Origin of the sequence: uncultured Cyclobacterium sp. (genome assembly GCF_963976465.1) — a bacterium.
Taxonomy (GTDB): Bacteria; Bacteroidota; Bacteroidia; order Cytophagales; family Cyclobacteriaceae; genus Cyclobacterium.
In genome coordinates this window covers 1-14690 of the sequence record NZ_CAXBOC010000072.1, presented here as the reverse complement: position 1 = coordinate 14690, position 14690 = coordinate 1, and the positions used below count along the sequence as shown (strand labels likewise).

Sequence of the window (14690 nt, the reverse complement as noted above, 5' to 3'; positions counted from 1 at the left end):
CGAGCTTAATATGATTGAAGAAGTAAAAAGCCCATTTAAGATAGGTTTAGCAACACTTATTTCCTTTGTAGTGGTGGGGTTTATCCCATTGATCGTATATGTCTGGGATTATTTTTATACGGTTGATTTTGATGTTTTTTTCTGGACATGCTTGCTTACAGGGTTGGCATTCGTATTGGTAGGAGCTTTAAAGAGCTGGGTCAACCAGACCGGTATATGGCAAAGTGTAATTGAAACACTTTTACTGGGGATTGTGGCTGCTTTGGTAGCTTACTTTGTAGGGGATTTATTGGAAGCTTTTCTACTAAAATAAAAAAAAAGCCTTTGTAATACAAAGGCTCCTAGGTGGGTTTATTTTAACCGACTACAGCTATATTTCTGGCGCAATGCCTTACTGAGTAAGTATTTAAATTGTTATGATTTTTTAAACTTAAGAAAAACAAATGGAAGCACAAGGGGCATTATAGCATATCTTTTCATTAAGTTGAAAAAAAATTAAATATTTCAAATTTTCTACTTTTACCAAATAATATTTTACTGAAATTGCTGCAAAAATCATTAAAAAGTGTATTATTTACACTTTTTAACATGTTTTTGAAATATTATCAATGGATATCAATTTTAGATTATATTTAACATTTAGGTAACTTTAGTAATTGGTTTGGCTCAAGGGGATTCCGTGATTTTAAGTTGGGGAAACAAACCAATTTTTCTGAGAAATGTTTCAGTTTCTAAAATGGTTTGTTCATAGATTTCTCGGTTCTTATAGTTGAAAAAACCATGAGGCTGACCATCATACAATACCAATTCACAATAGCTTCCCAAATTTTCCATAGCTTTCTGATAATACCTGCCCGTGATTACAGGAATTAGACGGTCTTTTGTACCTAGAAAAAATAAGGTGGGAGGGACGCCCTTTTTTAAGTTGTGTAGGGGTGAAACCTCTTTGTACCGATCTCCTAGTCGTTCATAACCATAGCCTGCTGGTCCATTATCAATGACAGGGTTAAAGAGAAGCAGCGCAACAGGCTTAGCACTAATGCCTTTGTATGCTTCACCCTCAAACCCTAAAATTGTTGCGGTACTAGCTGCAAGATGTCCACCTGCTGAGCCTCCGGATGCAATCACTTTCGCAGAATCTATACCCAACCGGACTGCATTCTTTTTGACGTATTTCATGGCCGATTTAGCATCTTCGATGGCTTCAAATGGACTGGTACCCTGGCGAGAAGAAACCCTGTAATCTACCAGTACAGTGACAAATCCTTTTTTTGAAAAGTGTGCTGCATGCGGACGAAACTGATCCCAACTGCCAGAAACCCATCCTCCTCCGAAGAAAAAAACGATTGCAGGCTTGTCTTTTCTTTTTTCATCTGAAAGATAAATGTCCATTTTTAACGTGTCATTACCTGTAATTTTGTAAATCTCTTCTCTGTGATTTTGTGCCTTTGTTGTCAATTCGGTGGAAATGAAACAGACCAACAAAAGAATGGGGTGTATGATGTAGATCGAATTTTTCATGAATGTAGCTTTCAATTAAAGGGAGAGGGTGTAGTTTATAAAAGATTGTATAAATCAAATTAACGTTTTTTACCCTATTGATTTGTTCTATTTTCAAAAATAAGATTTCGGATTTATTTTCAAAGTAAAAATTCTACTGATATGCTGTTTAAAAGCCTACAGTATACTTTAATATGATGGGATCCTCTTCATCAATTAAATTTTCTACACATTGTAAAAGTAGTTCTTCATACTTGCCGAAATAAGATAGGTCTAAAGCCCTCTGCCAGTCTTCATATTGCAAAACTTGATAAAAATATCCGTCTTTTGAATAAGTACTGTTTCTGACATCGGTTAATGATTTGGTGATTTTTTTCATGCCTGTATCACGTTGAATAAACACATCGTAAAATGGGAAGGTAGAAAGGTCTTCTTGATTAAAATTATTGCTTTTGTCAATCCCATAAATCATGAGTTTTAGGATTCCATCACTATAATCAATTAAGCCTGAGTTGAAGGCGTAATTTTGTGAAAGTAGAATTTTTTCCATAAAAGCGTGACCGTCCAATTCATAGTCCTCGGCAGAAATTCCCTTACTTCCAAAGTTTAGAGTCAAGTAAGTTGTTACGGTATCCTGTTGATAATGATAAATTGTATCGGAAAGTCCAAAATTCAATAATTTCCCATTATTTGTGTTTGCTACCAAGCCCGGATTTAACTCACCACTAAAAGGGAGGGATAAAATGGATAGTTCTTTTGTGTTTTTTGTCTCAGAATTTATTATTTGGAATATTTTTTCTCGACCATTTCCAGTTTTTTCAGTTGAAATTAGCCAATTATCTTCTCCGCTTTTTGAGACGGTAGGGACAAAGTTGTTATCCGCCAATTTAATTTCACTTAGGTAATCTAATTCCGGTAAGCTGTATTCTAATAAATTTCCTCTTCCTGTATTGATAAACAGTGTATTGTCTTCTACTATGATGCCGTGAATAGTAGGGTATTCACCGGGCCCATTTCCCTTTTTATTCCAACTTCGTAGGTGATTTCCATTAAGATCAAAGGAATGAATGGAGAGGTCTTTGAAGCTTTTATTGGCATAATAGATTTTATCTTTGATGACCAAGTCATACACTTTACCGGATAGATTTATCAAAGTGTCTTCTGGAGCAATTAGCGGTATGAATTCAATATCTGAAACAGAGGCTTCAAAGGGTAGAACTTCCTTATTGTCTATTAAAAAAGAAGGAGTGTCTATGGACACCCCTTCGTCTATTTTTGATTGACATTGAATTAAAACTATACTAACAAAACTAATAAGTATAGAATAACGATTATAGCTTTTCATCTGTAGTTTATTTTGGGCCGGCTTCAATAATTTTTAAATCAACTTGGTCCTTGAATTGATTGAAATTGTCTTTAAAAAGATTTATCAGCTTTGTTTTAACTTCACTAAATTTTTCCTGATCCTTCCAGGTGTGTTCTGGTACTAATATTTCACTTGGTACACCGGGGCAGCTTGTAGGGATTTGTAGATTAAAATCACTTTCATTTACAAAAGCAACATTGTCAAAATCCCCATGATGAATGGCATCCAAAATCGCCCGTGTATATTTCAACTTTATTCTTGCGCCTACTCCGTAGGATCCACCACTCCACCCAGTATTGACCAACCAGGCATTGACATTGTGATTTTTTATTTTATCAGCCAATAAGTTAGCATATTTATTTGGATGCCACATCATAAATGCGGCACCAAAGCAAGCGCTAAAGGTAGCTTCCGGGTCTTTTACCCCCATTTCGGTACCAGCAACCTTGGCAGTATAGCCTGAAATAAAGTGATAGCTAGCCTGCTCAGGGCTCAATTTACTAACTGGAGGCAAAACTCCAAAAGCATCACAGGTAAGGAAAATTATGTTTTTTGGATGACCTGCAGTACACGGAATTTTTGTGTTTGCTATATAGTCGATGGGGTAAGATGCACGGGTGTTTTGAGTAATTGAAGTGTCTGAATAATCCACTTTTCTACTAACCGGATCATAGACTACGTTTTCTAATACTGTGCCGTAGCGAATGGCTCCAAAAATATCAGGTTCTGCTTCCTCACTCAAATCTATGGCTTTCGCATAACAACCTCCCTCAATATTGAAAACCCCTTCATCATGCCAGCAATGCTCGTCATCACCGATTAGTTTCCTTTTGGGATCTGCACTAAGTGTGGTTTTGCCTGTCCCGGAAAGGCCAAATAGTAAGGTGACATCACCTTTTTCTCCCACATTGGCTGAGCAATGCATGGACAACACATCCTGCTCCGGCATCAAGTAGTTCATGATGGTAAATATGCCCTTTTTCATTTCTCCGGCATACTCAGTACCTAATATTACCACCTCCTTATTTTCCAAGCTTATTCCTACACTTGTTTTGGAAGTCATATTGGTGGTGAAGTGGTTGGCGGGAAATTCTCCGGCATTAAAAATTACATAATCCGGTTCTCCAAATTCTTTTAGCTCTTCTTCTGTTGGGAGAATTAGCATGTTTTGCATAAATAACGCATGATACGCTCTTGTGCATATTATCCTTACTTTTATTCTGAACTTTGGATCCCAACCTGCAAAGGCATCTACCACGTATAGGTGTTCCCTTGTGTTAAAATAATCTATGGCACGTTCTCTATTCACCATAAATGTGTGCTCATCCATTTCATAATTTACAGAACCCCAATCAATGTCTTTCTCAGACTCAGGATGTCTTACAATGCGTTTGTCCTTTGGGCTCCTTCCCGTTTTCGTACCTGAATAGACCATCAGGGCTCCGGTACTGGAAATGGCAGATCCTTTTTCTAGTCTCAAAGCAGCTTCGTACAACAATGCTGTTTCTCCATTTCTTAAAATATCCGTTACTTCTATTTCGTATTTTTTTAAATCAAAATCCATGGTTCTAATTCTCTTTTTTAGTTCTCAATTGCGATTAGTTAAAAATACCAATATATGGGCGGAATGGCAATGTGGTCTGTCAGAAAAAATCATGACTAAAATCATAAAAATCTATCTATGTTAATGGAATAATAGATAGTATATAAATATTTAAAGAAATAGCTGTAAGGAGAGTGTTCCCTGCAGCTATTTCTTAAGCTATCTTTGAGTGAAAGAGAAAAGCAGGCCTAACATATTTAACGAATTTAAGGTATCCATTTTATGTGCTTAAAATTGGGCTTGCGCTTCTGGAGAAAAGCATCACGGCCTTCTTTAGCCTCTTCAGTCATATAGGCGAGTCTGGTAGCTTCTCCGGCAAAAACTTGCTGACCTACCATACCGTCATCGGTAAGGTTGAATGCAAATTTTAACATTTTTATTGAGGTAGGGGATTTTTCCAGTATCTCCTGCGCCCATTGGAAAGCGGTGTCTTCCAGTTCATCATGTGGAATAACTGCATTTACCATTCCCATCTCATAGGCTTCTTGAGCGGAATAATTACGACCTAAAAAGAAAATTTCTCGTGCTTTCTTTTGGCCTACCATTTTGGCCAAATAAGCAGACCCATATCCTCCATCAAAACTAGTAACATCTGCATCTGTTTGTTTGAATATGGCATGTTCCTTACTTGCAAGGCTAAGGTCACACACTACATGTAGACTGTGGCCACCACCAACTGCCCAGCCCGGAACTACAGCTATGACCACTTTTGGCATAAAGCGGATAAGGCGTTGAACCTCCAAAATGTTCAAGCGGTGCATTCCGTCTTCTCCTACATAGCCTTGGTGTCCCCTTGCTTTTTGATCTCCGCCACTACAAAAGGAATAGACCCCATCTTTGGAGGAAGGGCCTTCTGCAGAAAGCAATACCACGCCAATGTTTACGTCTTCCCTTGCATCCAGGAAGGCATCATAAAGTTCACTGGTAGTTTGGGGGCGAAAAGCATTTCTAATATCAGGCCTATTGAAGGCAATTCTGGCCACACCTTCACATTTCTTATAAGTAATGTCCTTGTATTCTTTTACTGTTTTCCAATTGATCATTTCCAGGTTGATTTTTTATTGCAAGTTAACAGGCTATTTTAATTTTGTAAAATTAAGCCTGCTGATTATGGCTGAGAGTTCATAATTTATTTATTTTGTACAGCCAAAAACCTATGATAACATTCGGGGATACAACTTATACAATAAACCAGATACGAAAGGGTGAAGGCCATCATCTGGCTAATCCTTTTAAAGAAGCTTTCGCTTTTTGTGAGCAATGGTTAAATGGCAAGGATAGCTTTGTCTTACAAACCTCAGGATCTACAGGCTTGCCTAAGAAAGTGACAGTTTCCCGAGAACAATTGGAAGAAAGCGCAAAGGCTACCAAAACGTTTTTCGGATTTAGCAAAGGCTGTAAAATGCTCTGTTGTTTGGATACAGAAAAGGTGGCCGGCAAAATGATGCTTGTCAGGGCGCTGGAATGGGAAGGTGAATTAAAAGTCATTGCGGCTGATGCTAACCCTCTGAAGGGTTTTGAAAATGAACATTTTGATTTTGTTGCTTTGGTTCCTTTGCAAGTGGAAAATAGTTTGACTTCAGAGAATGGAACCTTAGCTTTGAGCCAAGTAAAAAATATTATCATAGGTGGTGCCCCCATTTCTTCACGGTTGAGAGCGCAATTGAGCCGGTTACCGGGCAGGCTCTTCCAGACTTATGGAATGACAGAAACAGTTTCTCACATTGCCCTTGCCGATTTAAAAAGCAATGGCGATCTCATTTACAGGGCCTTGCCTAATGTACAGATAAAAGTAGATGACTCCAATCGCCTTATGATTCTAGCTCCCATGGGGGGCAATTCTTGGTTGCAAACCAATGATATTGTAAAGCTCGAAAGTGAAGATGCTTTTACATGGAAAGGTAGGGCTGATCGTGTGGTGAATTCAGGGGGTGTAAAATTACATCCGGAAGAAATTGCAGCAGAAATTGGAGACCTGGTTCAATTGTATTTTCCGCAAAGCATGTTTTTTTTAACAGGTATCAAAGATGACAAGTTAGGACAGGCATTGGCTTTGGTTATTGAAGGAAAGGAAAATGCTGTAGCAGGGGAATTACTGCTTCAAAAAGCGAAAAGCTTGCTTCCAAAATTCCATAACCCCAAACAAATCTTGTTTTTTCCTCAATTCAAGCTAACAAGTTCAGGTAAGATAGATCAATTGCGTACTTTAGCAAAATGATAAACCAAGCCATACTTATCCTATCTACTTTGCTTATGGGGCTTTCCCTTTCAGAAAACAGTACGAATTTGACCATTCAAGTTGATGTCCAAGGAGAAAATGCAGGCCTCGTGCAACTCTTATTGTTTAAGGGAGCAAAAGGTTTTCCTGATCAGGCTTCTGCGGCAATTGAAACTGCGTCTGCCAAGGTTCAATCGGGGAAGGCAGTATTTAAGTTTAAGAATTTGGAAACAGGGGTTTATGCAGTCTCTGCATTTCATGATGTTGATGGGGATGGTGTAATGCGTAAAAATTTGTTTGGCATACCCAAAGATCTCTATGGGTTTTCTAATGACGCAAGGGGCACTTTTTCTGCCCCAACCTTTGAAAGTGCTTCCTTTCAGCTATCTAGGGGAGAGCATACCATAAGTTTTACTTTGAAATAATTATGCTGAAGAATCTTCAAATTATCGTTGCCTTAATTGGGCTTATTGCGGCTATCGTATATATACTGTACTTCTTTAGGGTTATTTATCATCCTTATATTCCTACAATCGCAGGAGGAACGGTTATTTTCTCTTACCTATTCGGGGTTTACGCCAAAAAGAAACAAGGGAATTGAAAGGCGAAAAAAATAATGCCGGCTCAACCACCGGCATTATCTTGTAATTTATTCAAAGAATGATTTCAAAGCACTGATTTTTGCTTCTAGGGAAGCCTCTGTGGCCCTGTACGCCTCTCTGTTAGGTAAATTTTCATTGACAGAGATGTAGTATTTGATTTTAGGTTCTGTCCCTGATGGTCTTGCAGAAATTTTGCTACCATCTTCAAGATAAAACTGTATGACATTGGATTTATCCAGATCCAATTTTTCCTCTGTACCGGATTTCATGTCATATATGACGCTTTCTAGTACATCCACAATCTTGGTAACGGCAATTCCGTTGATTGAGGTAGGCTTGTTGGTTCTAAAACCCTTCATCAATTCTTGAATTTGCTCGGCGCCGTCTTTTCCTTTTTTAGTGATTGAAATGAGGGCCTCTTTGTAAAACCCGTATTTCATGTAAATTTCAGCCAAGACGTCTATAATATTTAGGCCTTTTTGTTTGTAATAAGCCATGATTTCAGCCACTACTGCACAGGCTGAAACTCCATCCTTATCTCTAACAAAATCACCTACCAGGAACCCATAACTCTCTTCTCCACCGGCAATAAATTCTTTTTTGCCTTCATTAGCTAATATTACTGCTGCAATGTTTTTAAAACCTGTTAGGACATCGAAATATTCTACATTAAACCCTTTACTGATTTCTCCCAGTAAACCTGTAGTCACTATCGTGCTTACAGTAAATTGGTTTCCGGTAAGTCTTCCCTGCTCTCTGTACATATTGAGCAGATAATAGATGATCAGCGCACCTGTTTGGTTACCGTTTAGTAATTCATAGTCATTGTTTTCATTCTTAACAACCGCGGCATACCTGTCTCCATCCGGATCACATGCCAAGACTAGTTCTGCATTTATTTCTTTGGCAAGCTTAATAGATAGATCCAGAGCTTCTGTTTCTTCCGGGTTAGGGTATTTAACCGTGGGGAAATTACCGTCCGGTTCGATTTGTTCTTTGACTACATGAACATTCTCAAAACCGAAAACCTTTAGGGCGTCAGGAACCATTTTTCCGGAGGCCCCATGGATTGGTGAAAAAACAATGGTCATGTCTTTTTCCGCTAAATTCGTCAGCGGTGACATGCTTAATTTTTTGACTTCATCAAGGTATATGGCATCGAAATCCTCTTCAATATACTCTATTAAACTGTCGTCTTTGGCCCAATTTACATCATCGATAGATTTGATTTTCAATACCTCGGTAATGATGTTTTTGTCATGAGGTGCCACCACTTGGCCTCCATCGTCCCAATATACTTTATAGCCATTGTACTCTTTAGGGTTGTGGGAAGCTGTGACCATCACCCCACTCTGACAACCATAGTGCCTGATGTCTCTAAAATATTTTACCTTAATGCCATTGGCGGTTAAAACATTGGCCGTAGTTTCTGCAAAAAGCGTGTTGTTGATCCTGGAATCATGGGTAATAGCAAGGCTTATTTCCTCTTCTGGAAAAGAAGCTTTAAGGTAATTTGCCAGACCTTGTGTAGCCATACCAATGGTGTAAACATTCATTCGGTTGGAACCCACCCCCATTAATCCTCTTAAACCTCCTGTGCCAAACTCTAGATCTTTATAAAAGGAATCTATTAGTTCCGTTTGATCTTGAGCATTTAATAAAGCATGTATCTCTGCTTTACTTTTTTCGTCGATGTTACTATTAAGCCAAGCTTGTGCTTTTTCGATTATGATTGTGTCAGTCATATTTTTAAAAAAAAATTACTATGGTTTGAGAATTATAGCCAAAATATAAGCATTTATATGGATTAAGCCTTAATGAGTCTTTAGATTTTTCCCTAGGATAAAATAATAAGTTGGCTGCCATACTTTTAATAATTCTAAGTTGGAATATGGTTTCATATTATTTACCTTCATCTATTTAAAAAATATAATAGTAATAGCTTATATGGATTTTGAGAAATTAGATGTGGAACTCACCAAGATCGTTAAATTGCGAATTAAGTTGAGTGAAATAACTTATGCAGACCCGGAATATGATGACATCGAGGAGGAAATGCATGACCTTGAAGATGATTTGAATGAGGAGTTTGGAGATGAACTGGAAAGTAAATTAGAAGACATTTATGCCAAATTGGTGTCCGACAATGAAGTACTTCTTCCTTCTGCTTATTTGGCAAACAAATACATCCCAATGTTGCCGGATGCAAGAGGCGTCATTACCTATGATGTTCAAGGTAGGGAAGGTGTCCCAATTGAGTCAGAACAATTTGATGGGCAAGATGTGAGGATAGTATTGGTGCCAAACCCTACACGTTTTGTCATGGTAATCAATGGGAGATCATTAAAAGACCTTTGGAGATCCAGATAAATAGAAGAAATATTCAATCAATATTATTGTCTATCAGTTCGTTACTAATCTATTAAATAATCCGAGTTTAATCAATAATTAAGTTTTGACTGATTGCCAGTTTTTTGATGAATTTTAAAAGAACTAAAAATTATAAAATAAAAAAAACAGGTGTTTTTGCACCTGTTTTTTTTATCCTTTCCTTGTTAGAAATAATATATCAAGCCTTAATCAAAACTTGAGATACAGCCTTTATCCAAAGCCAAGTTTTTTTCTAACCACAGATAAAACTTCACCGGCTTCTTCTCGGGCTTTTTCTTCCCCGGCTTCAAGTTTTGCTTCCAATTCCGGAAGGTTGTTCATATAATAGTTGAATTGCTCCCGCTCATTTTTATAGCTATCTAGAATTAAACCCAGTAATTCTTTTTTAGCATGTCCATAACCAAAATTTCCTCCCAAATACTTTTCACGCAAAGCCAAAGTTTGTTCCTCGCTAGCGATTAGCTTGTACAGTTTGTAAACATTACATACATCAGGGTCTTTTGGTTCTTCCAGAGGAGTGCTATCGGTTACAATGGTATTGACATTTTTCTTTAGTTGCTTTTCGGGGAGGAAAATATCGATGTAATTGTTATAAGATTTACTCATTTTTTGCCCATCTGTACCCGGGATAATCATCACTTCATTACTGATTCGTGGTTCCGGTATTTTTAATACTTCATCTCCTAAACGGTGGTTAAAGGCACTGGCAATGTCTCTGGAAATTTCTAAATGTTGCAATTGATCTTTACCTACAGGCACCAAATCAGCACCATATAGCAGAATATCTGCTGCCATCAGTACAGGGTAGGTAAACAATCCGGCATTTACATCTGATAAACGATCTGATTTGTCCTTAAAGCTATGGGCATTGGCTAGCATGGGATAAGGTGTGAAGCAACTCAGGTACCAAGTGAGTTCAGTTACTTGAGGAACCCTTGACTGTCGGTAAAATACAGATTTGTTGATATCCAATCCGAAAGCCATCCAAGCTGCAGCTACAGCATTGACATTGTCTATTCTTGTCGCTGCATCCTTGATCGTGGTAAGGGAGTGAAAATCTGCAATGAAGATAAATGATTCATTGGCCTCATTTTTTGTCAAGGTTATGGCTGGTTTTATTGCACCCAAAATATTCCCTAAATGCGGTTTTCCTGAACTTTGTATACCTGTGAGTACTCTTGCCATTATTATTTTTTTGACACAAATTTAAGGAATTTAAACAATAATTTGCGGTTATTTTAACGTTATTTGCCAATATGAAGTACATAGTGTTTTTATTAAATGTTGGTGTGATAATGCTTTCCAATATCCTAGGTGTTCATAGTCAGGAAGTTGGACAAGAGGGTCTGATTTGGGAAAATAATTTGATCAATATTGGAGGCGTCTTGCCGGAAAATGAAGTAAAGGTGGCAGATTACTATTATTTAAACCAAACAGACTCCAATGCCTATATAAAAGAAGTGATCACAGACTGTGGGTGTGCCGTGGTAGCCTATTCAGCAGATACTTTGGCACCCAATAAAGTTGGACACCTTCAGGTTACCTTCGACCCGGAAACCAGAGGGGGGACTTTCTCCAAAATGATCCTGGTGAAAACCAATGTTAAACCTTCAGGAGATTCATTGTTTTTGGAAGGGGTTAATATTCATTATCCGGAAAACCCTGAAGATCATTATAAAGTAAAGCACAATGGCTTGGGTTTTGTTTTCAGCCAAAATAATTTCGGCACCCTTTATACCAACAAACCCAAGATTAAATTTCTTGATTTTTATAATTTCAATGATTTTCCCATCCAGCTCAATTTAAAACAGGATAGTATTCCCCCTTTTATCAAGGTAAAAATGGAGCCTGCCTTGGTCCAAAGGAATAGTAGGGGAGTTTTAGAAATTGAATACGACCCTGCTTCCAGAGAGGATTTAGGTTTTCTTCGTGATTCTGTTTTACTGTCATTTTTATCAGTAGACCGATTCAATGTCCCCCTTCATTTAATGGCTACCATTCATGAGTACTTTCCTCCGCTACCACTAAGTCAAGTGGATGAAGTTCCCAAACTTTCCATTGATGAAATGGAAATTGACTTGGGTAAAATAAGTGCTGAAAATGTGGTTTCAAGGATTTTAACGCTTGAGAATACTGGACCTAAAACACTGAACATACGAAAAATTGTAACCAATTGTGGATGTTTGACCTATGAGCTGAGTGCGAAAGATTTAAAAGCAGGGGAAAAAGTGGACCTTGTGTTTTCCTTTGACCCGAAAGGGCGAAAGGGTATCGACCATAAAACCATTACTTTCTTTAGCAATGATCCATTGACGCCCACCAAAACAGTGGTGATAAAAAGTAGGATAAGATGATTGTTTCAATTGAATGATGTAAGTCAGTGTTGGGCTATTTTTGGTGAATACAAGAGTTGATTACGCAAAATCTTGTTAATTTGCCATTTGAAAAGGATTAATGCTCGGTTTTCTCCGAGAATAAATCTGTAAAGCGTGTTTTAATGAAATAATGCTGCGGCAACCTGCATGGAAAATAAATATCCCGAAAAAGAAATAGTAGATAAAATAAAACTTCTGGAAGAAAAATTCAGGGCCTCAGGACAGGATTTATCTTCTTACCTTGAGGGGCTTCTGCATGCAGATTACCTTAATTATTGGGATTATATAAATTTGGACACCCTCCTCACGCTACAACAGCCTAGAACTTCTTTTAAAGACGAGAAAATCTTTATCATTTACCATCAGATTACCGAGCTATACTTCAACTTAATTTTGTGGGAGCTGGAACAAATGGCTGCGGTTGAAAATATTACCCTTAAATTTTTTAAAGATCGGCTAAAAAGAGTCATCATGTATTTTGATTTATTGATTTCTTCCTTTGCTGTCATGTGGAAGGGAATGGAAAGAGAGCAATTTATGAAGTTTAGGATGTCTTTGCTTCCCGCAAGCGGCTTTCAGAGTGCCCAATATAGAATGATAGAAATCATGTGCACAGACATACAAAACCTGGTATATCTGGAGCAAAGAGAAGACTATAAAGATATTAATCTTACCAGTATAGATAGCTTATTCGATATTCTATATTGGCAATATGGGGCCAAAGAATTGGCTACCGGAGAGAAAACCTTGACATTAAAGTCTTTTGAAGAAAAATATGGGACAGAATTAAAGGAGTTGATATCAAAATTCAGGAAAAATAACTTGTGGAAAAAGTACGTTTATCTGGATGAGAAAGATGATGAATTGACCAGTTTGATGAAAGAGCTGGATGAGAAAGCCAATGTTTTTTGGCCGCTTGCGCACTATAAATCAGCGGTAAAATACCTGCACAAAAATCCTATGGACATAGCTGCCACCGGCGGTACCAATTGGCAAAAGTTTTTACCTCCCAGGTTTCAGAAAGTAATTTTTTATCCGGAATTGTGGACAGAGTTAGAGATTAAAGAATGGGGAAAACGATGGGTGGACTCGGAATTGCTAGATGTGGTGGAAAAATAAAATATGAAAAAACTATTGCAGCTGGCTTTAAGTCCCGAAGAAGCCTATGATGAAGCTTTATTCAATAAAATTGTAGCGGAAAAATCAGGGCTTTCCCACCACAAAGACCTTATTATTAGGGCAACTAAGAGGTCTATTGATGCCAGGAGTAGAAAGGTAAAAATAAATGTTACTGTAGAAGTTTTCAGCGGGCAAACACCTGAGCCAATTATTAGCAGAGGTAAGGACTATCCCAATGTGTCAAATTGTGACCCTATAGTAATTGTTGGCGCTGGTCCGGCAGGACTTTTTGCTGCGTTGAGAGCCATTGAGCTAGGGAAAAAACCGATTGTTTTGGAGAGGGGAAAGGATGTTCGTTCGCGTCGTAGAGATTTGGCAGCATTGAATAAAGAACATATTGTTAATCCTGATTCTAATTATTGTTTTGGAGAAGGTGGTGCAGGAACCTATTCAGACGGGAAACTTTATACCCGTTCAAAAAAGAGAGGGGATTTGCGCAGGATAATGGAGATATTGGTAGCCCATGGAGCCAAGGAGGATATTTTAGTAGATGCCCACCCCCATATAGGCACCAATAAATTACCTGTGTTGATTGCTGAACTCAGAGAAAGCATCCTGGAAGCAGGAGGAGAAGTACGATTTGAAACAAAAGTTACCGAATTCATTTTAGAAAAAGGTTCCATTAAAGGGGTAGTGACAAGCGAAGGGGAGCGAATGATGGGCTTGGGAGTAATTTTAGCTACAGGACACTCTGCCAGAGATATTTTTCATTTGCTACACAAGCAAAAGGTTTTAATTGAAGCAAAGCCATTTGCTTTAGGTGTTCGCATAGAACATGAGCAAAAATTAATCGATAAAATTCAATACCATTGTCAATCGGATAGAGGTCCTTATTTGCCGGCCTCTTCCTATAGCCTTGTACAACAAACCGTGTTGGACGGAAAACAGCGAGGTGTATTTTCGTTTTGCATGTGTCCAGGTGGGTTTATTGTGCCCTCGGCTTCTTCTCCCGGGGAAGTGGTGGTCAATGGGATGAGCCCAAGCAGAAGAGATGGTAAATTTGCCAATTCTGGTATGGTTGTGGCTGTAGAGTTAGAAGATCTGGACAAATACAGCCATTATGGTCCACTTGCAGCATTGGTTTTCCAGCAGGAAGTGGAACGTGCTGCTTGGGAAGCCGGAGGAAGGTCTCAGGTTGCTCCTGCTCAAAGGGTGGTGGACTTTGTGAAAAACAGGCAAAGTAAGGACCTGCCAAATACTTCGTATCAGCCGGGACTTAATAGTGTCAATATGCACGAGTTTTTGCCGGGTTTTATCGCAAAAAGGCTGGCCATGGCATTGCCGATGATGGATAAAAAGATGAGGGGCTATTACACCAACGAAGCCCAGATTGTAGGTGTAGAAAGCCGTACATCTTCACCTGTAAGAATCCCAAGGGGCAAAGAAAGCTTCGAACATCTTCAAATCAACAGGCTTTACCCTTGTGGAGAAGGTGCCGGATATGCGGGAGGAATTG

14 protein-coding genes are annotated in these 14690 nt (G+C 38.4%); 8 read left to right on the top strand and 6 right to left on the bottom strand.

Features of this window, described 5'->3' with window-relative positions; translation table 11 throughout:
- Nucleotides 1-313 (top strand): VIT1/CCC1 transporter family protein (locus AAC037_RS06135; RefSeq protein ID WP_339902159.1); only part of this gene is annotated, 313 nt, incomplete at its 5' end.
- A gap of 353 nt (nucleotides 314-666) precedes the next feature.
- Here the strand turns inward: AAC037_RS06135 and AAC037_RS06130 are convergent.
- The 4 genes from AAC037_RS06130 to AAC037_RS06115 all read right to left on the bottom strand — a co-directional run bounded on the left by AAC037_RS06130 (nucleotide 667) and on the right by AAC037_RS06115 (nucleotide 5512).
- Nucleotides 667-1521, bottom strand: a complete 855-nt coding sequence (locus AAC037_RS06130; RefSeq protein ID WP_339902158.1) for an alpha/beta hydrolase — start codon at nucleotides 1519-1521, stop codon at nucleotides 667-669.
- Nucleotides 1522-1669: 148 nt separating this feature from the next.
- Nucleotides 1670-2845 (bottom strand): 6-bladed beta-propeller, encoded by a 1176-nt coding sequence (locus tag AAC037_RS06125; protein ID WP_339902157.1) that lies wholly within the window; start codon nucleotides 2843-2845, stop codon nucleotides 1670-1672.
- Between the two features lie 7 nt (nucleotides 2846-2852).
- Nucleotides 2853-4430 (bottom strand): phosphoenolpyruvate carboxykinase (ATP), encoded by a 1578-nt coding sequence (gene pckA, locus AAC037_RS06120; protein WP_339902156.1) that lies wholly within the window; start codon nucleotides 4428-4430, stop codon nucleotides 2853-2855.
- 245 nt (nucleotides 4431-4675) lie between these two features.
- Entirely contained in the window at nucleotides 4676-5512 is an 837-nt protein-coding gene (locus AAC037_RS06115) for a 1,4-dihydroxy-2-naphthoyl-CoA synthase (RefSeq protein ID WP_339902155.1), read from the bottom strand.
- Nucleotides 5513-5625: 113 nt separating this feature from the next.
- Between AAC037_RS06115 and AAC037_RS06110 the strand changes: the two genes are divergently transcribed.
- Genes AAC037_RS06110 through AAC037_RS06100 form a run of 3 tightly spaced genes read left to right on the top strand, consistent with a single transcriptional unit; the run spans nucleotide 5626 to nucleotide 7288 of the window.
- Nucleotides 5626-6687 (top strand): AMP-binding protein, encoded by a 1062-nt coding sequence (locus AAC037_RS06110; RefSeq protein WP_339902154.1) that lies wholly within the window; start codon nucleotides 5626-5628, stop codon nucleotides 6685-6687.
- A complete protein-coding gene (locus AAC037_RS06105) occupies nucleotides 6684-7112 on the top strand; it encodes a DUF2141 domain-containing protein (protein WP_339902153.1) in 429 nt (142 codons plus the stop codon). Before AAC037_RS06110 ends, AAC037_RS06105 begins: the two co-directional genes overlap by 4 nt.
- Before the next feature lie 2 nt (nucleotides 7113-7114).
- On the top strand, nucleotides 7115-7288 hold the full coding sequence (locus AAC037_RS06100) for a hypothetical protein (RefSeq protein WP_303615485.1): 174 nt from the start codon (nucleotides 7115-7117) through the stop codon (nucleotides 7286-7288).
- A gap of 48 nt (nucleotides 7289-7336) precedes the next feature.
- Here the strand turns inward: AAC037_RS06100 and AAC037_RS06095 are convergent, their stop codons facing one another.
- Entirely contained in the window at nucleotides 7337-9034 is a 1698-nt protein-coding gene (locus AAC037_RS06095) for a phospho-sugar mutase (RefSeq protein WP_339902152.1), read from the bottom strand.
- A gap of 202 nt (nucleotides 9035-9236) precedes the next feature.
- Between AAC037_RS06095 and AAC037_RS06090 the strand changes: the two genes are divergently transcribed.
- A complete protein-coding gene (locus tag AAC037_RS06090; RefSeq protein ID WP_339902151.1) occupies nucleotides 9237-9659 on the top strand; it encodes a hypothetical protein in 423 nt (140 codons plus the stop codon).
- A 231-nt stretch (nucleotides 9660-9890) separates the two neighbouring features.
- Here AAC037_RS06090 and trpS read toward each other — a convergent pair whose 3' ends face one another.
- A complete protein-coding gene (trpS, locus tag AAC037_RS06085) occupies nucleotides 9891-10865 on the bottom strand; it encodes a tryptophan--tRNA ligase (protein ID WP_339902150.1) in 975 nt (324 codons plus the stop codon).
- Nucleotides 10866-10936: 71 nt separating this feature from the next.
- Here trpS and AAC037_RS06080 point away from each other — a divergent pair, with 71 nt between their 5' ends.
- From AAC037_RS06080 to AAC037_RS06070, 3 genes are all read left to right on the top strand, one after another.
- Nucleotides 10937-12034, top strand: a complete 1098-nt coding sequence (locus AAC037_RS06080; protein ID WP_339902149.1) for a DUF1573 domain-containing protein — start codon at nucleotides 10937-10939, stop codon at nucleotides 12032-12034.
- A gap of 168 nt (nucleotides 12035-12202) precedes the next feature.
- Nucleotides 12203-13174 (top strand): tryptophan 2,3-dioxygenase family protein, encoded by a 972-nt coding sequence (locus AAC037_RS06075; protein WP_339902148.1) that lies wholly within the window; start codon nucleotides 12203-12205, stop codon nucleotides 13172-13174.
- A 3-nt stretch (nucleotides 13175-13177) separates the two neighbouring features.
- On the top strand, nucleotides 13178-14690 hold a 1513-nt coding region (locus AAC037_RS06070), incomplete at its 3' end, for an FAD-dependent protein (RefSeq protein ID WP_339902147.1).